The 20,901-nt window shown below is 43.4% G+C and carries 18 protein-coding genes and 1 pseudogene; 6 read left to right on the top strand and 13 right to left on the bottom strand.

The features are described 5' to 3' along the window. The first annotated feature begins 46 nt into the window (after positions 1-46). The gene (locus LKX84_RS06305; protein ID WP_228236289.1) at positions 47-1,240 is read left to right on the top strand and encodes a Pycsar system effector family protein; all 1,194 of its coding nucleotides are present in this window, start codon (positions 47-49) and stop codon (positions 1,238-1,240) included. A 1-nt stretch (position 1,241) separates the two neighbouring features. Here LKX84_RS06305 and LKX84_RS06310 read toward each other — a convergent pair whose 3' ends face one another. Continuing rightward, the gene (locus LKX84_RS06310) at positions 1,242-3,617 is read right to left on the bottom strand and encodes a GAF domain-containing protein (protein ID WP_228236290.1); all 2,376 of its coding nucleotides are present in this window, start codon (positions 3,615-3,617) and stop codon (positions 1,242-1,244) included. 116 nt (positions 3,618-3,733) lie between these two features. On the opposite strand from LKX84_RS06310, the gene LKX84_RS06315 reads away from it, so the two are divergent. After that, complete coding sequence (locus LKX84_RS06315) at positions 3,734-4,630, top strand: metallophosphoesterase (RefSeq protein ID WP_228236291.1); 897 nt, start codon at positions 3,734-3,736, stop codon at positions 4,628-4,630. Here the strand turns inward: LKX84_RS06315 and LKX84_RS06320 are convergent. Then, positions 4,627-5,892, bottom strand: a complete 1,266-nt coding sequence (locus LKX84_RS06320) for an aminotransferase class V-fold PLP-dependent enzyme (RefSeq protein WP_228236292.1) — start codon at positions 5,890-5,892, stop codon at positions 4,627-4,629. The two genes, LKX84_RS06315 and LKX84_RS06320, sit on opposite strands and share 4 nt — an antisense overlap. 78 nt (positions 5,893-5,970) lie before the next feature. Here LKX84_RS06320 and LKX84_RS06325 point away from each other — a divergent pair, with 78 nt between their 5' ends. The 3 genes from LKX84_RS06325 (at position 5,971) to LKX84_RS06335 (ending at position 9,095) form a co-directional block, all read left to right on the top strand. Beyond that, positions 5,971-7,146, top strand: coding sequence for a helix-turn-helix domain-containing protein (locus LKX84_RS06325; protein ID WP_228236293.1), 1,176 nt, complete (start codon positions 5,971-5,973; stop codon positions 7,144-7,146). 89 nt (positions 7,147-7,235) lie between these two features. After that, positions 7,236-8,378 (top strand): acyltransferase family protein, encoded by a 1,143-nt coding sequence (locus LKX84_RS06330; protein WP_228236294.1) that lies wholly within the window; start codon positions 7,236-7,238, stop codon positions 8,376-8,378. A 75-nt stretch (positions 8,379-8,453) separates the two neighbouring features. Further along, positions 8,454-9,095, top strand: a complete 642-nt coding sequence (locus LKX84_RS06335) for a hypothetical protein (RefSeq protein ID WP_228236295.1) — start codon at positions 8,454-8,456, stop codon at positions 9,093-9,095. A gap of 18 nt (positions 9,096-9,113) precedes the next feature. On the opposite strand, the gene LKX84_RS06340 is transcribed toward LKX84_RS06335, so the two are convergent. From LKX84_RS06340 to LKX84_RS06370, 8 genes and pseudogenes are all read right to left on the bottom strand, one after another. Then, positions 9,114-10,784 carry a gamma-glutamyltransferase family protein gene (locus tag LKX84_RS06340; protein ID WP_228236296.1) on the bottom strand — a complete coding sequence of 557 codons (1,671 nt, stop codon included), beginning with the start codon at positions 10,782-10,784 and terminating at the stop codon, positions 9,114-9,116. A 17-nt stretch (positions 10,785-10,801) separates the two neighbouring features. Then, on the bottom strand, positions 10,802-12,973 hold the full coding sequence (locus LKX84_RS06345) for an acylase (protein WP_228236297.1): 2,172 nt from the start codon (positions 12,971-12,973) through the stop codon (positions 10,802-10,804). A 52-nt stretch (positions 12,974-13,025) separates the two neighbouring features. Beyond that, positions 13,026-14,060 carry a TPM domain-containing protein gene (locus LKX84_RS06350; RefSeq protein ID WP_228236298.1) on the bottom strand — a complete coding sequence of 345 codons (1,035 nt, stop codon included), beginning with the start codon at positions 14,058-14,060 and terminating at the stop codon, positions 13,026-13,028. Between the two features lie 63 nt (positions 14,061-14,123). Further along, positions 14,124-14,456, bottom strand: a complete 333-nt coding sequence (locus LKX84_RS06355; protein WP_228236299.1) for a 2Fe-2S iron-sulfur cluster-binding protein — start codon at positions 14,454-14,456, stop codon at positions 14,124-14,126. 19 nt (positions 14,457-14,475) lie between these two features. Further along, positions 14,476-14,837, bottom strand: a pseudogene (locus LKX84_RS18020) (four helix bundle protein). Positions 14,838-14,867: 30 nt separating this feature from the next. Then, positions 14,868-15,926, bottom strand: coding sequence for an NAD(P)/FAD-dependent oxidoreductase (locus tag LKX84_RS06360; RefSeq protein ID WP_228236300.1), 1,059 nt, complete (start codon positions 15,924-15,926; stop codon positions 14,868-14,870). A gap of 65 nt (positions 15,927-15,991) precedes the next feature. Continuing rightward, the gene (locus LKX84_RS06365) at positions 15,992-16,231 is read right to left on the bottom strand and encodes a NifU family protein (RefSeq protein ID WP_228236301.1); all 240 of its coding nucleotides are present in this window, start codon (positions 16,229-16,231) and stop codon (positions 15,992-15,994) included. Between the two features lie 2 nt (positions 16,232-16,233). Further along, entirely contained in the window at positions 16,234-17,373 is a 1,140-nt protein-coding gene (locus tag LKX84_RS06370) for an Mrp/NBP35 family ATP-binding protein (protein WP_228236302.1), read from the bottom strand. A gap of 210 nt (positions 17,374-17,583) precedes the next feature. Between LKX84_RS06370 and LKX84_RS06375 the strand changes: the two genes are divergently transcribed. Next, the gene (locus LKX84_RS06375) at positions 17,584-19,245 is read left to right on the top strand and encodes an amidase (RefSeq protein WP_228236303.1); all 1,662 of its coding nucleotides are present in this window, start codon (positions 17,584-17,586) and stop codon (positions 19,243-19,245) included. Here the strand turns inward: LKX84_RS06375 and LKX84_RS06380 are convergent, their stop codons facing one another. From LKX84_RS06380 to trmB, 3 genes are read right to left on the bottom strand one after another with little or no spacing between them, the layout of a single operon-like run. Then, positions 19,246-19,569 (bottom strand): MGMT family protein, encoded by a 324-nt coding sequence (locus LKX84_RS06380; protein ID WP_228236304.1) that lies wholly within the window; start codon positions 19,567-19,569, stop codon positions 19,246-19,248. A 1-nt stretch (position 19,570) separates the two neighbouring features. Then, on the bottom strand, positions 19,571-20,200 hold the full coding sequence (locus LKX84_RS06385; RefSeq protein WP_228236305.1) for a LysE family transporter: 630 nt from the start codon (positions 20,198-20,200) through the stop codon (positions 19,571-19,573). Between the two features lie 10 nt (positions 20,201-20,210). Then, complete coding sequence (trmB, locus tag LKX84_RS06390) at positions 20,211-20,879, bottom strand: tRNA (guanosine(46)-N7)-methyltransferase TrmB (protein WP_228236306.1); 669 nt, start codon at positions 20,877-20,879, stop codon at positions 20,211-20,213. Positions 20,880-20,901 lie beyond the last annotated feature (22 nt).

A 20,901-nucleotide genomic window follows, 5' to 3' on the forward strand; every position in this document is an offset into this window, starting at 1 on the left:
GAGGTTGACTCCAAAATTTTGTACTTTGGATATTCAAATAAGAGATATGTCGGAAATCGTTGAAAAAACTGAACGTTTTGTAACTGAACTACTATCCGAAAAACTTGATCCAAGGTTTTTGTACCACAACCTACGACATACCCAACGCGTTGTTAAAAGTACTAAAGAATTGCTCAACTTTTATGATTTGGGCGGTGGGGAAAGCGAGCAAATACTGCTCGCGGCTTGGCTACATGACATTGGTTATGTTGAAGGAACTGAAGATCACGAAGAAGCCAGTGCAAAAATGGCGGCAACTTTCTTAAAGGAAAATGGTTATGACAAATCCAATACCGAACAGGTCTGTAAGTTGATCTTGGCCACCAAAATGAGTCATGAACCTCAGGATCTTCAGGAGCAGATCATGAAGGATGCCGACATTTCCCATTTTGCACAAAAGAGTTATTGGGAAACGACCGATTACCTGCGGGATGAGCTCAAGGAATTGGGTATCGCCGATTATTCTTCCAAGGAATGGCGGGAAAAGAACATACAAATGTTCCGGACCAAGCATAAATTCTATACTGATTATGCCAAGGAAAATTGGGAAAAGGGGAAGGAAAAAAACCTGAATCAACTGCTCAAGGAAAAGAAAACCGAAAAAACCATTGCCAAAAAAGAAGCGCTAAAAGCCAAATATAAGAGTGATAGCCCTGATCGTAGTATTCAGACCCTCTATCGCGTCACTCAGAACAATCATTTAAAACTTAGCGATATAGCAGACACCAAAGCGAACATTCTGTTGTCCGTGAATGCGATTATCATATCATTGGTTTTGGCAAATTTGCTCACCAAATTGGACAACCCCTCCAACACTTATTTGATTTACCCCACATTGATCCTGATTCTTTTCAGTATTACTTCCATGATTCTGTCCGTATTGGCCACCAGACCCAACATTACCAGTGGAAAATTCACCAAGGAAGATGTGGAACAGAAACGAGTGAACCTGTTATTCTTTGGTAATTTTCATAAAATGAAATTGGAAGAGTATGAATGGGCTATGTCCGAACTTACCAAAGACAAGGATTATGTGTACTCATCCCTTACCAAAGACCTTTACTTCCTTGGGTTAGTTTTGAATAGAAAATACAAAATACTGCGGATTACCTACAACATTTTCATGTTGGGCATGATCATTTCCGTACTTGCATTCGGTATTGCCTTTCGATTTTTTGGACCCGACAGAGCACCTTTTTAAATCAAGAGCGTAGCTCCTGCATCAAATCATCGTAGGTATAGGTCTGTTCCGATTTTTTGTCCTTTTTGTAAAGGATTTCCGCTCTGATCGCCTTTAGTCCGGTTACCCCTTGGAGCCCTTCCAACTCTACGATTTCAATGTTATCCGTAAAATATCCTTTGGCCTTTAAGAATCGGATATACCGAAGATATTCCCGTTCATCCTTGCGTTGGCTATACACAATGGAAAGCTTACCCTTTTGGGTCAAACGTTCATTGGTTCCCTTGATGAATGCTTTGTCAATTCGTTTTTTAATAACCTCATATCTAGCATTATAGGTGCCATCCACGTCAAAACGTTTTTCATCCATTCGGAAACGGATGGCCAAGGCACTGCTATGAACAAGGATCAGCGAGGCCACATCCAATTTTACGGGCAATTTCGATTTCAGTGCGTAGTATTTGTTCTCCATCTCGCACATGACCTGCAATTGCCACAATCTTAAATTTCTTAGGTACAACGCATCGAATGTACGATCCTTAACAATAGAGGCCCCAATGTACATGTTGTGTTCCACACCATCGGTTTTGTACCTTTCAAAATAGTGTGGGAACATTTCTTGCGCCTTTTCCTGCTTCTTGTCCAAAAGAGCGGCCAACTGCATATTGGCTTCCATTACGCTTTCATCATAATTTTTGCGATGATCGTAATAGGACTCAGTTGATGGGTCTATCTTCTCCTCGTATTTTTCGAGCAGGGCAGCAATTTCGCCATCTTCTTTTTTCAGATGTTGGAAAACGGGGTTCACCTGTTCTTTCACAAAATCGAAGACGGCTTGCTCGGTGTGGGTATACAAAGCTTCCTTGACTTCATCCAAATAGGTTTCCACGCGGAACATCAATTCCTCATAAACCAGCAAACCATATTTGTTGATGGCCACTTCCAGGATTTCATTGATTTCTGAAAGTTGAATCATCAAATCCTTTTGAATGGAAAAATTCCTTTCCCTAGATGAATCCTTAATATCGATTTGTCCATAAAGGGGATACACATCTTTGAAAACAATTTCATGGAATACAGGCTGGTTGCCCGCCAATTCATCCGCCATAAAACGTTTGGCTTCCTCTTGGAATTTCCAATATACCGAAGGGTGCACCGAGGTACACTCGTGTTGGATCACGGCATCGATCAAATTTTCCTCTTCCTCAATGGTACGGAGTACTGCGGAAATCAAGTATGGCATCACATCATCCAACTTGTTGGCGTTCACGCTATTCAGCTCATTGACTTTTCCGGACACCAACTCCAACACACCCAGCAAGTTACCGTTGACGGCAATCGGAGCCAAAATGGCACTTTTAATGCCTTGTTCCATTAAATTCTTATAAGGTTGAACATTACCTTCAACCTTGTTAAAATATTTTTCAACGTTGGAGATGGCAAAATACTTCCCTTCATTGAACAGTTTACAGTGGGAATGTTCACAAAGCATCGCATCACAGGATTCCAATTCCTTACCATTGAGGATATAGCTCTCCATCCCCTTCCCGTAAATCCTAAAAAAGTTGTTGGCACCGGCATCATATCCTGCAAAACCGACCCTAATATCACTCAATTTGAACAAGGACCTGAAGGTATCCTCAAAACTGTCCATAAAATTGTCCTTGCCCCTTTGGGCCCTTCCGATCAAAGTAGACTTGATTTCGGAAATGGAATGTTCGGCAGTAACATCGAACATGTTGGAAATCACAAAACCTTTCAGGATAAAACTATTCGGTGGAATTTTTTCCTTCCAGATATCGGGATTTTCAAAATTATCCAGCAGTTCGTCCACATCATCCTGGGTCAGTTCCCTAGCCTTTTCGGTCGGAATAACTTCCATGAAATCCGCATTGTACAGAATACGGTAACGGTGCATCACCCCGTTGGCATCTGGAATATCGTAAAAGAATGGTCGCTTAAAATCGAGGTTGAACCCGTAGTGAAACTTCAGCACCACGGTACAACGCATGATATAATTGAACTCCGAAGGAATATTACTGATCTCCAGATTAAAATCCTGACCAGCTTCCTTCAAAATATTTTGAAAACGCTCCGACGAATTGAAAACCAAGTTTTCAAAAGGTGTCGAGGCCGCCTTGATTTCGTTTTGGGTCAGCACAGGAGCGAAAGTATCCTCCAAAATGATCTTGATCACCTCCTTATGTTTTTCAAGAAGCGATAAATCGGAAAAACCCTCCCTCAATTCAGGGAACGGGGCCTGTGCCTCCAAAACATACTTCGCCCGTTCCGCCAAGTATTTATTGGGGCTATCCACAAGGCCATCGTAGTATTTCAACAAACTGTTGAAACTGACCAATTGGATCATAGGGGATTCACCATCGTAGTTGTGCTTCATACACGGATTAGTCGAGATTGAATAGGTAAAGTTACAAAAAGTAGAAATGCATACTATGTAATAGATATCTTTATGGATAAATTGCCATTATTACGGATATTTAGCAAATAAAACTCATGTCCTCTGCCACCCGATTTGACCGTGCCTATGCCAATGCCGAGACCATCCCTTTTGATGACAGCTCCAAGCTTATCTTTTTTAGTGATTGCCATAGGGGGGACAATAGTTTTGCCGATGATTTTGCGAATAACCGGAACATTTACTTCCATGCCCTGAACCATTACTACCGGGAAGGTTTTCATTATTTTGAGCTGGGCGATGGTGATGAGCTCTGGGAAAACATCAGTTTTGATTCCATTTTTGAAGCCCATAAAAACGTATATCAATTGCTCCGGCAATTTCACCTGGAAAAGCGATTGTACATGCTTTGGGGCAACCATGACATGGTGTACAAGGACGAGGATTATGTAAAAAAACACCTTTCACACTATTTTGAACCCATTGATAGATCGGACAAGACCCTTTTTAAAGGGATAACCTATCATGAAGCCTTAATCTTGAGGCACAGTGAAACGGGTCAACAAATTTTTTGCACCCACGGCCACCAAGCCGATTGGTGGAATTATGTTTGTTGGCGTATGGGACGTTTTTTGGTTCGAATCCTTTGGAAACCATTACAGGTTGTTGGGATTGCGGATCCAACCAGTCCGGCCAAAAACTACAAAGAACTTATACGGATAGAAAAACGGACCAAGCGTTGGATCTTGAGTAAAAACTTGCTGCCCACCATTGTCGGCCATACCCACAGACCCCGATTTCCAGAACCGGGTGAGATTCCCCTCTTTAATGACGGAAGTTGTGTACATCCACGAAGCATAACAGGAATCGAAATCGAAAACGGGGAAATCTCCCTGATTAAATGGCATATTGCCACGAAACCGGATGGCACACTACAAATCGTTAGGGTTTTATTGGAAGGCCCTGAAAAATTAGTGGACTATATCAATCCTTAAGCCCGCTTTGCCATGGTTTTGATGGCGGTCACAAATTGATCCAGTTCGTCTGTAGTGGTAAAAACATTTGGGGTAATCCTACAACCATGAACATTTTCAAAATCGATGGCCACGGTCCAGACCTTGAATTCATCCAAAAGGGTTTTGGCCATTTCCCTTGGTTTCATGTTTTGTAGTCCCACATTGGCTATCCCACAACTTCTGTGTGGTTCGATTGGGGTATTGATGACCACATTTTCCACCTCCCGTAATTGATCGCTCCAGTATCGTTGCAGGTAACGCATCCGTTCTTCCTTGCGTTCCAATCCTATCATTTTCAAGTAATCCGCGGAATCGTTGATGGTCAAATCGGTGTGTACGGGAATGGTACCGGTATGGTTCAACCTTCTGATTTTGGTTAGATCGTTTTCGTGCTCCGCCAAAAGCGGCCAAATTTTTGGGATGTGTTTTTCAGCCACATACAGCATTCCAGCGCCCAACGGAACGCAAAGCCATTTATGTAGACTGGAACCGTAATAATCACAATCCAATTCGACCAGATCTACTTTAATATGCCCCACACAATGTGCACCATCCACCATCACCTCAACACCATGAGAGTGGGCCATGTCGCATATTTTTCTGATGGGAAGGATATGTCCGGTGACATTTACCATGTGGCAAACCATCAACAATTTGGTCTTTGGGGTTATCTGCGATTCGTATAGGGAAACAATTTCCTCATCGGACTTTGGATGATTGGGAAGGGAGACTTTTTTGCAAACAATGCCGTAACGCTTTTCCATCTGCTCAAAATGGACCTGCATGGCACCATAATCCTGAACGGCATAAATGGCCTCATCCCCTTTTTCCCAAGGATAACCACCAATGATCAAATCCAATGACTCTGTAGTATTTCGGGTGATGACCAATTCTTTTTCAGAACAGTTCACCAACTGTGCCACCCGTGCCGCAGCCTTCATTTTATTCTCCCCTTGAACGGTTCTCATGTAGTAAGATCCTTGGTAGTTCACCTCTTTCATGTGCTCCACATATTTTTCAAGAATGGGCGTGGGCATAATATTGTAATAACCACTTTCCAGGTTGATGTAATCCGGTTTCAACCTAAAATCCGCACGGATCCGTTCCCAAAATTCATCGCTATCCTTATCTAATGGATATGGCATATCAACCTTTGGTTGACCAGGTTCCATTGGCAAAGTAAAAAAGGGAGCGGCCATGGCAGCGGTTCTCATATATTGCAAGAATTGTCGCTTTTTCATTTGGGTAAACGGTTGATTAAAAAAAGATTGGTAATTTCATTTTCACTTAGCCTCCAAGATACAACTTAAGCCCTTTGTATGGATGATGTAAAGGTTATTATTGATCAAATTCCCATTCGCTATGATTGGGCATCACACATTATGTTGCTTGGGATCGTTCAAGGATTGTTTTTGACCTTGGTCATTTTTTTAAGGGCCAAACGAACCTCCGCTATACACCTTTTCGGTTGGGTCATTTTAATCCAATGTATTGTTTTTGCGGATGTTTATCTCTGCTATACCGGATTGATGAAATACGTCATCCATTTAAATGATTCCACCGAATTTTTGGTGCTTTTGATTGCCCCAAGCCTTTATTTCTTTCTGTTCACCTTGTTGGAAAGGCAAGCATTTACCCTCAAAAAACACTGGCCCCATTTGTTGTTACCATTGTTATACCTCTTTTCCCAGATCAATTATTACACAAGTCCAGAAGCGGTAAAACTCAACGCCTATTTAGGTGCCTACCACCACAATTTGGGCTTTGTGGACGTGCACGAAGACTTGAACTATTCCTATCATTTTATTAAGGATAGATTTCGATGGTTGGTACTGGTCAGCTTTACCTTCTATTTTATTCTGACCACCCGATTGGTGTACCACGCCAGTAAAAAGGGGTTGGTTTCCCCGAAAAATATTAAAGTAGATCGATATAAATTTTCACGCCATACGATTATCGTTTTTTTGATATTAGGGTTGGCCCTGTTCATAGTCTTTTCCAATTTTGACGATGATGGAGGCGATCACTATTTGGGCGTTTTGGAGACGCTTACCACTTTTATTACCTCCTTTTTTATACTTTCTGAATCCCGTTTCTTTGAAAAATCTTGGATTTCGGACAAATATGAGACCATGGCCACCGATTCTCTCCAATTTGAATCCATTGAAGATTTTATGGACTCCTCCCAGTATTACGCTGATCAAGAAGTTTCTTTAAAAAATGTAGCCGAAAAATTGGATGCGAATGCAAATACGGTTTCCAAATTGATCAATTCCAACACCGGAATGAATTTTAACGACTACATCAACCAAAAAAGGATCCTGCTTTCAAAAGAACGGTTATTGGATGATGATTTTTCTCATCTTACCGTGGAGGCTATCGGACAAACCGTTGGATTTAATTCAAAATCAGCATTTTACAATGCCTTTAAAAAACATGTCGGGCAATCTCCATCCGCCTATGTAAAAGAAAGAAAGGCCCCGAAAAGGTCCTAATTTCTCCAAAATTGTAATTCAGGACGTATCCTTCTCCAAAAAATATCGGTTTATCGATGGCTCTTTACAACTTTGGCAAAAACTTTTCAATGATGGAAAAACCAATTCGCCGATATGACCTAGACTGGCTTCGTGTAATCGTCTTTGCCCTGCTCATTTTTTACCATGTGGGTATGTTTTTTGTTCCATGGGGATGGCATGTTAAGAACAATGTGATCTACGACTGGCTCCGTTGGCCGATGCTGTTCTTGAACCAATGGCGTCTTCCTATTCTATTTGTAATTTCAGGAATGGGCACGTACTATGCCCTCGGGAAAAGATCCTGGGGAAAATTCGTTTTGGAACGATTTCTCAGGTTGGGCATTCCATTGATTGTGGGAATGATATTGATCGTTCCCCCACAGATCTATTTTGAACGGTTGGCCGATGGTGAGTTCAGTGGATCCTACTATCAATACTTTACCACCATTGCTTTCAAAGGCGTCTATCCCGAAGGGAACATCAGCTGGCACCATTTATGGTTCCTGCCCTATTTGCTTGTTTTTTCATGGATCTTGTCACCTATTTTCTTCTACTTAAGAAAACACAATACCCGTTTCATCGATTGGGTCAAAAGAATGATCCGAAAGAGCTGGGGCATTTACATGTTTGTAATTCCCTTGTATTTTGTGGAATCCTTGGTGGAACCTTTTTTTCCTATTACCCATGCCTTGGTAGATGATTGGTTCAACTTCATTTTTAGTATTATCCTATTTTTCTATGGTTTTGTGTTGATTGCCACCGGAGATGTTTTTTGGGAAACATTGGCTAGAATAAAAAACAAGGCCTTGGCCTTGGGTATCATTGGCTTTACGGGACAATTGATCATCTGGTTATTTTTTGAGGATGGCTATGTGATCCATTTTACCGAAGCCATGCTCAAAGTGGTGAATATTTGGTCGTGGATCTTGGTCCTTTTCGCCTATGCCTCCCAATACCTGAACAGACCCAGTAAAGGCATTGCCTATGCAAACCGCGCAGTGTATCCTTTCTATATTCTGCATCAGACCATTACAGTGGGAATAGGCTATTACCTGATGAACCTGGAATGGGGATTTTTGCCAAAAGCCTTCATTATGGTTGTGGGCACATTTGGTCTCAGCTGGTTGATCTACGACCTGATCATCTTAAGGATTCCATTTTTACATCCTTTATTTGGATTAAAAGGAAGTAAGAAACCCACTGCAGGTTAACGATTTAACTACAATTTATCATCTTCATGGCAAGGTATTTGCTACTTTTATCTTTATAAATAGCTCAATCTTGCCATGAAAAAGTATGTTTTTGTCTTAATAGGATGTATTTTGGGACTCGCCACTGTGAAGGCCCAATCGGATATTCCCACGACAAAGCCACTGGAAATCGGCAAGAGCAATAATCTGGACATCAAGGCGAGTAATCAAGGTACTTCCCTTCGGATGCCATCTTTAATCGATGAGAACTTTGCAGCCAAGAACAACCAACCGGGCGTTAAAATGTTACCGGATAAAGAGCTATTGCAAGCCGGTTACGACATGGACATCGACCCTAAAGTGGGTGAAAAAGAAAAAAAGGGTTCCAAGGAACATTTTGGCGATCAATATTTAGGGGATTTTAAAACGGATGCCAAATTTGTGGGCATTGTTTGCCGCGACCACGAATATGTGGATGGCGACCGCATCAAAATCTATTTGAATGGTGAAGTGGTGGAATACAACCTCCTTTTGACCGGATCTTTCAAAGGTATCAACATTGATTTGACGCAAGGTTTCAACCGCATTGAGTTTGAAGCCTTGAACCAAGGTTCATCTGGTCCTAATACGGCCCAAGTAGTGGTGACCAATGACAAAGGTGAGGTTATACACAACAACCGATGGAATCTTTCTACCGGCTCTAAAGCCAGTCTCATTATCATTAAAGAGGGAGAATAATTACTCCCAAATATTTGATTACTGTACTTTTCCTAAAGTAGTCGGACTTTCTGCCGTGCCTTCCCAATCGGGGTCCGCAGCTCCTATCCATTTGCCTGTGAGCGTATCCATCATCACTGCATGAACCCTACCAAATCTGCCTGGTTGGTCCACTTCTTCTACCATGAAACCATCTTCCTTAAATTGTTTGATATCATCCAACGTCCACGTACCGGGATGGGTTTCGGCCAAAATCAAGGTATCTCCTGTATGTACGCGGGCTGCGGCCAAGGCCTTGTTCAAGGGCATCTTTTGATCTAAAACCCTACTGGTTACCTGAGCAACTGCAGTAACGATCCTACTTCCGCCAGCAGCTCCCAGCACTAAAAAGGGTTTCCCTTTTTTGGTAATGATGAACGGACTGATATGCGAACTTGCCCTTTCCCCAGCTTTCATATCACCGAGATAACCTCCCAATGTGGCAGCGTATACAAACCCAAGTCCTTCCGTAGCAACTTTTGACCCCATGATGGGACCGAGGGACTGCGTCAAAGCAATCACATTTCCATTGGCATCCGCCACGGATAAATGGGTGGTATGGCCGTTTTCGGTCCAAGAAGCTGGTCGATCCCAGTTCATGGCAGCCTGTTGGGTTGGGAAGGGCACCATGGCATCTGCCAAGGTTTTTGCATATTCCTTTGATGTTAATTTCTTCCCTGCCTCCAAATCTTCTTGACTGTACCGATCTTCATAAGCTTTCACATTAGCTTGGTACACCAACTCGGCCCAAGTGGTTTCGGGCACATCTGCCAAATCGAAATTTTCAAGAATCTGCAACATCTCAATGGTAATGGCCCCATAAGACGGAATGAACAATCCATGAAGACCAAATCCCCTGTACGAGCCTTCTACCATATCGGCATCCCTAGCCTGATACTCTGCCATTGCGGCCATGCTCAAGGTGCCTCCATGCTTTTGCACATCGTCCACTATTTTTTTCGCGATTGCACCTTCATAAAATACCTTTTCCCCTTCCTTGGCAATCAATTTAAGGGTATTAGCCAAATCCTTTTGAACCAAACGGCTACCTTCCACATAGGTAGTATCGCCATTTATAAAGTATTTGGAAGTCCCTGTGAATTCTTTGATCTTCTTTATTTCCATGGATTGTCTCAACGCTTCTCCAGGCAATACCACAAATCCTTCCTCTGCATGCTTTATGGCAGGCTGCATAACGGTTTCCAAATCCAAGGTTCCGTAATCCGACAACAATTTTGTCAGACCTTTTACCACACCGGGCACCCCAATGGCCGGGTATCCATATTGACCTTTGGGAGCGGTTTCGGGATTATAATCGATGCCCGCTTGGGTAGTGGCATCCACCCCTGAAATTTTTCCTTCGGAAGTCATCACAATGGCTTGTAACCTTCCTCCCAAGCCTGACATGCTCGGCTCCACCACTGCTAGCACAAAGGCTGCAGCTACGGCAGCATCAATGGCATTGCCTCCTTTTTCCAACATCTCCACACCAGCTTCTGTAGCCAACGGATGGGCAGCCGCCACGGCCCCATTTTCTGAAATGGAAATTTGAGGATCGTTTTCATCCACTATCGTCAAGTTGGGATTGTTTGGTTGCTCTTCGGCTTTCTTTTTACACGAAATGGTTAAAGTGATTAGTGCAGAAAGTAGGAATATCGATTTTTTATACATGGTAGGTAATTTGGTTTTTATTGTTTTTCACCTGGGTGATAGGTGGCTTCGGCCCGTTTGAGCACATCTTCCTTATAATAGGCGGCATCCTTCCATTGAATATCCACATAACGCTGGGCCTGATCATCAAAATGGGGCGAATCGGGATCACCACTCTGACCGCCTGCCAACATGGTCTTGGCCTTTACCTTATCCCCAAACTCTACCACGGCCACAAAACTGTTGCCCCGTGTACCGTAGATTTTTTTGGTGTTGTTGTCGTATCTGGCACCGTATGCAGCCAAAGCTCCCCAGGTACCGCTGGCAAAACCAACAGGTATGCTTGGTTTGGCATCGTCAAAAGCTTGACGGATATCTCCGTTCAACCTTTGGTAGCGATTCACTTCACCCCAAGGCATTTTCCAAGTTCCGAAATCGGAATTCAATTTGTCCACCGCTTCCTTGAACAAGCTCAACTTTTGGTCATCGGGCCAATCACTTCCCCAATATTCTACCCATTGCATGGAATACATGCCTTCAGGCCTTTCGGCTTTTGAAAAGCAGAGTGTACCGTAGTAATGGGCCAAGGTCATCGCCACCGATTCCTTAGAGGTTGTAAAATCCCACTGTCTCAGAGCTTCAATGGGCTCCTTCAATTCTGGTGTGGGATGGGCATCGTAGGCTTTCACCAAACCAGGCAGCAACATATTGAAGGCAGGCAAATACGGGTCATGTGCCAATTGTATCAAACTGTCCAAGGTATAACCACTTCGCCCTGTCAGCAATTCAATGGCGTGTATCCCTCTGAAATTTTCTTGATCTCTGGACATGTAATTGGGATAATCTTCCTTTTTCGGGCTGTATTCCAATGCCGATGTATAAGGTGTCGAGTTGCAATTCTGGATCCACCCGTTTTTGGGATTCAACACTAAAATATTTTCATCTACGGTATGCAATCCTTGCCAATCGGTTTTGGGATTACTGCCATTCACGGGTTGGTCATAATCAAAAATGGTATCCCGCTTCGGAATAAAATTTCCATGGAAATAAGCAATGTTCCCTTCGGCATCGGCATACACGGTATTGTTGGAGGAATTGGTGCGGATATCCATCATTTTTCTAAACCCGGCATACCCATCCTGTTTGGTTCGGATGTAGGATTGTTCCAAGGCTTTTACGGGTTCCCACATCATGGCAGAGGCCGTCCATTGGCCATCCACTACATGCGTGATGGGCCCGTGATGGGTGCGGTACATGGGGAAGGTTTTCTCTTTGAGTTCCTCGTCGACCTTGTATTTCAAGGTAACGCTTGTGGAATCCACGGGGCGCAACTCTTCTCCATACTGATAGAACAGTTTTCCATCATTTTTGACCAAAGTTTCCTTGAATTCATCCATCACATCGGTATAGGTCGACGTATGCATCCAACCTGTTTTTTCGTTGAATCCCTGATACACAAAAAACTGTCCCCAGGTGACAGCGCCATAGGCGTTCAATCCTTCCTCGCTGACCACATGCACTTCCCCCCGAAAATAAAATGATGTATGTGGGTTGATGAGCAACATGGCATTACCGGATTGGGTCAAATCCCCAGAAATGGCGATCCCATTTGACCCTTTAGGCTCAGCCATTTCCTCCTTTTTCTTCTGTTGGAGCAATTCCATTTCAGGAATTTCCATGCCACTTTCGTAAAACGTCTGGATTTTTTGGGTGGAAATGCGCTCGATATCGCCACCAATGGACCCTTCACTGAAATACATGGGCATCCAAGGTTCAAAGCGGGTGAGTAATTTCGGTTTCACCTCGGGATGGGTATAGAGGTAGTAATTGATTCCATCTGCAAAGGCATCACAAAGTTGCTTCAACCATTCAGGACTTTTTTCATAATTGGCCTTGGCTTCGTCCTCCGTCATGAACAACTTGGCCCGAAGATCACTATAAAGAGCTTCCTCTCCTTCTACTTCCGCCAATCGGCCCGTGGCCCAGATGTAATTTTGCTCCACCCGGTTAAAATCATCCTCACACTGCGCATACAAGAGTCCAAAAACTGCGTCCGCATCCGTTTTTCCATAAATGTGGGGCACTCCGAAATCATCCCTGATGATGGTAATGCCCTTGGCCTTAGCCTCCCATTCCTCAATTTCCGTCTGAGGTTTTTGGGTACACGAAAAGCTTAAAAAAAGAACTGCGAGAAGCGTAACTGATTTCATCTTGGGGGTTGGTATTGTTTTCTCCTGTGAAAATAAGGGTTTTCCGTTTCATTTACCAACTACCGCTAGAGCCACCTCCGCCAGAACTTCCACCACCACCAGAAAAACTGCTAGAACTTCCGCCGGAACTGGAACCAAAGGAATGGGTCCCGGATGACGAAAAGGTCTTGCTCATATAGGTTTTATCGGACTTGAACCAAGATAGCTTGAAGTCTTCCTTGCCCTTGATCCGTATCTTCAAAATGGCCAACAGAATGATGAGAAGGAAAAATCCGATTATTCCATAAATGAGCCATCCCATGTGGTCAAACAACATTTCCTCGCTAAAGTTGACACCTAAGATAGTTGCCAAAAAGAACAAGGGCACTACGATAAAAATCAACCCAAAAACAACTTGCATGAGTCCGGCAAAAATCATGAAGACACCAGGAAAAAGTCCGAGTTTTCCAATTAGGATTCCTCTGAACATTTCAATTAATCCAGAATAGCCCTTGTAAAAAATAAAACCACCCGGAACCATAAAAAAGGAAAGGAATACAAAGATCAAGGCATATCCCCACCAAGGGAGTTGGTTCTCCGCCTCCATTTCCTTGTTGAACTCGGCCAATGCCTCAGGATTTTTCAAGAGTTCGATAATTTGATCAGAAGCGTCATCAAGGCCCCCGAAGTAATCTTCCTCCTTGAATTTAGGAATCATGGTATTGCGGATGATACGAGACGCCACCGCATCCGTAATGTAAGGTTCCAAACCATAACCCACTTCAATTCGGACCTCTCGGTCAATTTTGGAAAAGAGGATGAGAATACCATTATCCTTGCCTGCTTGTCCCAACCTGTTTTGATTGAAGGTCCCGTTGGCGTATTCCTCAATAGTTTCTCCTCCCAACTCCGTAATGGTCAAAATCACCAACTGATTGGTGGTTTCTGTTTCAAAATCGGTGAGCTTGGTCCGTAGGCTTTCTATTTCTTCCGAAGTGAAAATCCCAGCGTTGTCGGTAACAATTTGGGTGAATTGCGGATATTTTTCTTGGGAAAGCCCCAAAAAGGATTGTAGTACCAAATAGCAGAAAACCAACGCCTTTCCCATGATCCTAAGATAGGGGAAAGTTTAATCGTCTGCTATTGAAAATGTATGAAAGGGTATTTTGATCTAATCTTCGGCTGGGGCCAATTCCACTTCCAGACCGTCCAAATCGTCGGTCATGTGGATCTGGCATCCTAAACGGCTATTGTTCTTCACAAAAAAGGCTTCGGACAACATGGCTTCCTCATCATCGGATTTTTCGGGAAGTTGATGATTGGAAAGCACGTAACATTGACAGGAAGCACACATGGCCATTCCACCACAAATACCGATGGTTCCTTCTGGGGCCAACTCGTAGGAGCGCACCACTTCCATAAGGTTCATGTTCATATCTGTTGGGGCATCCACCTCGTGTAGCACACCTTCCCTGTCAATAATCTTTAGTTTAATATCGCTCATACCTAATTATAAAGAGTAGTTAGGAGTTTGGAATTGGTTTTATCGATTTAATGAGTCCATAAAGCAATTTTGAGACTTCATTGGTCAATTCAATAATTTGCTCAGCATTGATCTTGGACAGCAAATCTAATTTGATGGAAAGATAAACCATTGATCTGACTTCACTATTCGAACCCAAGGAATAAAACAAAAATTTGGAAAATTCTGCATTTGAGCTTCTTTCGAACCCTTCTGCAATATTGTTGAAACTGAAACTGAAGCTCTTCTTATCTGGTCCCCAAATCCAAAATCATTACAATTACCAAACGATTGGTAAACCGTGATGGCCAATTCTTGAGCTTTTTGCCATACAATCAAATCCTCAAATCTTTGAACCGCCATATCTATTTACCAACTACTAATCCCTAATTACTAGTCGATAGATTTGACAACGGCTTTCGGAGCTTCCTTTTTACTGCCATCAAAACCTGTTACCCCACCAACCGTGGTATACTTCATCACATATTTTTTATCTGGATAAATACGTTGATAGGCACTTTGACACATCAGGGTTGCTTCATGGAATCCACACAAAATCAATTTGAGTTTACCTCGGTACGTGTTCACATCACCGATAGCATAAATACCGGGGATGTTCGTCTGATAATCATAGGAATTATCCACTTTGATGGCGTTTTTCTCGATTTCCAATCCCCAATCAGCAATAGGTCCCAATTTTGGGGAAAGTCCGAACAAGGGAATAAAATGATCCACAGCAACCTCGGTTTCTTCCAAAGTATCCACATTTTGCACCGTGACCTTTTCAAGTGTTTTTTCTCCATGAAGACCCACTACTTCAGAAGGTGTCATCAGGTTGATCTTACCTTGATTTTTTAGGTGCTGTACCTTCTCAACAGAATCCAACGCACCCCTAAATTCATTTCTACGGTGTACCAAGGTCACCTCATCTGCTATATCGGCCAAGAAGATGGACCAATCGAGGGCAGAATCTCCTCCACCCGCAATCAAGACTTTTTTCCCACGATACATTTCCGGTTCCTTGATCATATAGGCCACACCATTGTCCTCATACTTGGCCAGATTGTCCAAAATAGGTTTTCGGGGCTCAAAACTCCCGAGTCCACCTGCTATGGCCACTACTGGGGCATGGTGTTTGGTTCCTTTGTTGGTAGTAACCACAAAAGTGCCATCATCCAGTTTATCAATGGTCTCTGCACGTTCTCCCAAGGTAAACCCTGGTTGGAACGGTTTGATCTGTTCCATCAGGTTATCCACCAACTCACCGGCCAATACTTCGGGATAACCGGGAATATCGTAAATGGGTTTTTTTGGATAGATTTCGGAACATTGCCCTCCGGGTTGTGGCAAGGCATCTATCAAATGGCATTTCAATTGTAAAAGGCCTGCTTCAAAAACAGCAAAGAGACCCGTAGGTCCCGCTCCAATTATCAGAATATCGGTTTTGATCATGTACAAACAAATTTTTGGCGCGCAACTTACGGCTTACCCAAAGAAGTAATAATGATATTTGTCAGCTAGCTAACGTTGATGACCTCCTCAATTTGGGGAGCGTACTTTTTAATGGTCATTTCCACTCCGCTCTTCAAGGTCATTTGGTTGACACTACATGCGATGCAGTTTCCTTCCAGTTTCACTTTTACGGAACTATCATTGTCGATGGATATCAAAGTAATATCCCCACCATCGCTTTGAAGGAAGGGTCTAATCTCTTCCAAAGCTTTTTCAACGTTGCTCTTTATTTCTTCTGATGTCATGCTCATTTCTTTTTAACGGCGGCACAACCTGCCATTGTTGTAATCTTTATTGCTTCCGTGGGCGGAAGGTCGGTATTTCTTCTGACCACTTCACTCACTACGCTTTTTGTAAGTTCTTCAAAGGCTTCCTCTGTTGGGGTAGCCGTTTGCAAGGCTGCGGGTCTGCCCACATCCCCTGCTTCCCGAATGCTTTGCACCAATGGAATCTCTCCCAAAAAGGGAACATCCAGATCGGCGGCCAAATTTTTGGCACCGTTTTCCCCAAAGATATGATATTTGTTATTGGGCAGCTCTTCCGGAGTAAAGTAGGCCATATTTTCCACAATACCCAAAACCGGTACATTGATGGCCTCCTGTTGGAACATGGCCACTCCCTTTCTGGCATCGGCCAAGGCAATTTCCTGTGGGGTGCTCACCACTACTGCTCCCGTTACGGGCAAGGATTGCATAATGCTCAAATGAATGTCACCGGTACCTGGAGGCAAATCCAACAACAGAAAGTCCAATTCTCCCCAATGGGCATCAAAAATCATTTGGTTCAAGGCTTTTGCCGCCATGGGCCCTCTCCAGATTACCGCTTGGTTGGGTTGGGTAAAAAATCCGATGGACAATAATTTGACCCCATAGTTTTCAATGGGTTTCATTTTGGCCTTACCATTCACATTGATGGAAAGCGGCTTTTCTGTGGCCACATCGAACATAATGGGCATGGATGGACCATAAATATCCGTATCCAACAAGCCTACCTTAAAGCCCATTTTGGCCAAGGTTACCGCCAAATTGGCGGTAACCGTAGATTTTCCTACACCTCCCTTACCTGAGGCCACCGCTACAATGTTCTGAATTCCCGGTATAGGATTACCCTTGATTTGGTTCACCTTTGGTTTTGCCGGGGCATCAACCTTTAGGTTGACCTTTATCTTGGCCTTTTCATACACTTCACTGTGGATGATCTTCAATATTTCCACTTCGGTCTTTTTTTTGGCCTGAAGACTTGGATTTTTTATGGTCACATCTACCTCAACTTCATCACCAAAAACCTGCACGTTGGTCACGGCACCGCTTTCAACAAGGTTCTGCCCTTCACCCGGAGCAGAAATTTTCTCCAAAGCCTTTAAGATGTCTACTTTTTTCAACTTCATGTATCCTGTTTTTTCCATCAGTCGTCTGAACTGATTCTAAACTACAAAGATACGGCGTTGCAATTAGATTTTATAACGAGCAAGTTGAATTTCGAAAAAGGACAAATTAGAGCTTTTTTGGCTAGGGAGAACCCACAATTAACACAATGCTTTGGTCGACTTTTTTCTGAAAAAACCGTAGTTTAGGAATTTATTTAACCAACCACCAACATGTTGCGCAATACCAAACTCCCCCATCTCTTTTTACTCTTTGTTTCCCTGTTTTGGCTATCCTGTTCATCAAGCAAGCATAGTTTTACCAAAAAAGATGTAAAAAGTTCCGAAAAATTGATCGGCATCGATTTCTCCAAAAAGGATATCGACACCATATACACCTATTTGGAAAGGAACCGTTCTGGATTTGATTCCCTTAGAAAATACCCATTGGAAAATGATGTGTTCCCTGCGGTTAGGTTCGATCCCATTCCCTATGGTTTTACCATGCCTGAGCAGTTGGATGGCACCGATTGGAACATTCCGGATCATGTGGAGATGCCAGAAAATTTTGACGATTTGGCCTTTTTTACCATCCCGCAATTGGCCTCTTTGATCAGGAATCAAAAGATAACCTCAACTGCGTTGACCCAATTTTTTCTTGATCGGTTGAAGAAACATCAACCTACCCTTTTGTGTAGCATCAGCATTACCGATAGCCTTGCTTTGGCACAGGCCAAACGTGCCGATGAAGAAATCTCACAAGGAAAATACAGGGGCATTTTGCACGGCATTCCCTATGGCACCAAGGATTTGATGGCCGTACCCGGTTACACAACCACTTGGGGCGCCGCACCTTACAAGGATCAGGTAATTGATCAAACGGCTACCGTAATCCAAAAATTGGAAGATGCCGGAGCGGTTCTGGTGGCGAAACTGGTTTCGGGTTCTTTGGCCCGTGGCGACGTTTGGTTCGGTGGCAAGACCAAAAACCCTTGGGATCTTAAACAAGGGGCAACTGGTTCTTCCGCTGGATCGGGATCGGCAACTTCCGCTGGTTTGGTTCCTTTTGCCTTGGGAACGGAAACCTTAGGTTCCATTACCTCACCAAGTACCCGGAACGGGGTTACCGGATTGCGCCCTACCTACGGAAGGGTGAGTCGTCATGGAGTAATGAGTTTAAGCTGGTCCATGGATAAGGTTGGGCCTTTGGCCAGAAATGCCGAGGATTGTGCCATCGTGTTTTCGGTAATTCAAGGGGAGGACAAGAATGATCTGACCACCAAAAATTTGGCTTTTGGTGTGGATTGGAACAAAGATGTGAAATCCCTCAAAGTAGCCTATCTGAAAAAGGACATTGAAAAGGATACCACCGATACGGGTGACAATTTGCGGAATGCCCTCAAAATCTTAACGGATATGGGCATTGAAATGACCGAGGTGGAACTTCCAGAAAATGTTCCCTACCGAGGATTCGACATTATCTTAAGAGCTGAGGCAGGTGCCTTTTTTGATGATTTGGTTCGTTCTGGCGAGGTAGATCTGATGGTAGAACAAGACCAACGATCTAGGGCCGCTTCCTTGCGTCAAAGTCGATTTATTCCTGCGGTGGAATACCTTCAGGCAAACCGACAACGCCAAGTGCTCATGCAAAAAATGCAGGATCTGATGAAGGATTATGACGTGCTGATCTCCCCTTCGTTCGGTAACGACCAATTGATGGCCACCAATTTAACCGGTCATCCGGTAATTGCCATTCCCACAGGTTTGGATAAGAAAACCCATCCGACCAGCATGACGTTTGTGGGCAAATTGTATGATGAGGCGAGTATTTTGTTATTGGCAAAGGCATTTCAAGATCAATCCGAGTTTGATGAATTGCATCCGCCTGGATATTGATCAAAGTTCCTTGGCAGGGTCCCAAAAGTGTTTTTGAAAGTCGACAATTTGATTGTCCTTGACTTTGACACCTTCATTTTCCAGTAGTTGTTGCATCAGATTGGTGCCATCAAAATGATGTTTTCCAGTCAATACCCCGGTGCGATTTACCACCCTATGAGCTGGCACATCTTTCGCTGAAGAATTGTTCATGGCCCAACCTACCATCCTAGCACTTCGGGCTGCGCCTAAATATTTGGCAATGGCTCCATAAGAAGTAACCCGACCATACGGAATCTCCCTTGCGACTTGATAAACCTTGTCAAAAAAATTAGTCTCTTCCATGTTATCGGTACAGAATACGCATCAGGGTGATGATCAACAACAAAAGCATCAAGGCACTCAGAATATAATTTGAGTTTTTCGAAAACCGATTGGTCTTGGTTTCCAGCTTATCAAAATAGAAAGTATAAAGATAGAGTACGGCAAAGGTACCTGTGCCAGCGGCGACCACAAAGGTGGTTATGTCCTGCGCCTCGAACTTGATCCAGCCGGCCTCGTTCCACATGGCGTTGAGACCACTGTAATAAGGAATGGTCAATAGATTGAGGGCCGCCAATAAAACCCCTTTAAAAAAGCTGTTCTTCTTGCTCAAGTTCACTTTTTTGAGCTTTTTCTCCTTATTCTGTTTGGCGACTATGAAAAAATAGATTGCGAAAAAGGCAAAAATGGCGATGGCAATTTTTAGAAGGATATCGATGACATCTGGATTCCGGTATAAAAATTTAGAGATGAAAACCGCCACATAGGCCTGGATCATGATCATGGAGGAGACCCCAAGGCTAAAAATGACCCCGTTCAACTTTCCTTTTTCCACACTGATCTTGGCTGCATTCATATTGAGCAGACCTGGCGGCACCGTTGCCATAAAGGCAGCCGAAAACGTGGCAAAAAAAAGGATGAGGATATGGGTCATGGGTCAGTGGTCAGTGAATCCTAAATTGGATGAAGGTAATTGGTTTTCCTTTTTCAAGATACTGATTTTCATAGAAAGTCTGAATCTCCAAAACCTCCGAAGGAGCACCTTCGTTCTTGTACACATCATGATTGGAGTAAATGATCTCATGGCCCAAACCTTGAAGCAGACCAAGGGTATACCCATGCATGAACTCACTGTCCGTCTTCAGGTTGACCACACCATCCTGTTTAAGGATTTGCTTGTATTTTTTCAGAAAATCAGGATTGGTCATCCTATGTTTGGTGCGTTTGTACTTGATCTGCGGATCAGGAAAGGTGATCCAAATTTCGGACACTTCACCAGGACCAAAAAGGTAATCTACCAACTCAATTTGGGAACGTAAAAAACCTACGTTCTTCAAATTTTCTTCCACAGCAATTTTGGCACCTCTCCAAAATCGGGCTCCCTTAATGTCTACGCCTATATAGTTTTTATCAGGATTTCTTTTGGCAAGCCCCACCGTGTATTCTCCTTTGCCACAACCCAATTCGAGCACAATGGGATGGTCATTGCCAAAAAACGAGGCCCAATTTCCCTTATACTGGAAGCCTTCCATCACATCGTCCCTTGTAGGCTGGACCACATTGGAAAAGGTTTCGTTTTCTTTGAACCGTTTTAGTTTGTTTTTACTTCCCACTTTCGAATTTTCTTGTGCAAAA

This window comes from Allomuricauda sp. M10 (assembly GCF_020782875.1).
Classification (GTDB): domain Bacteria; phylum Bacteroidota; class Bacteroidia; order Flavobacteriales; family Flavobacteriaceae; genus Flagellimonas.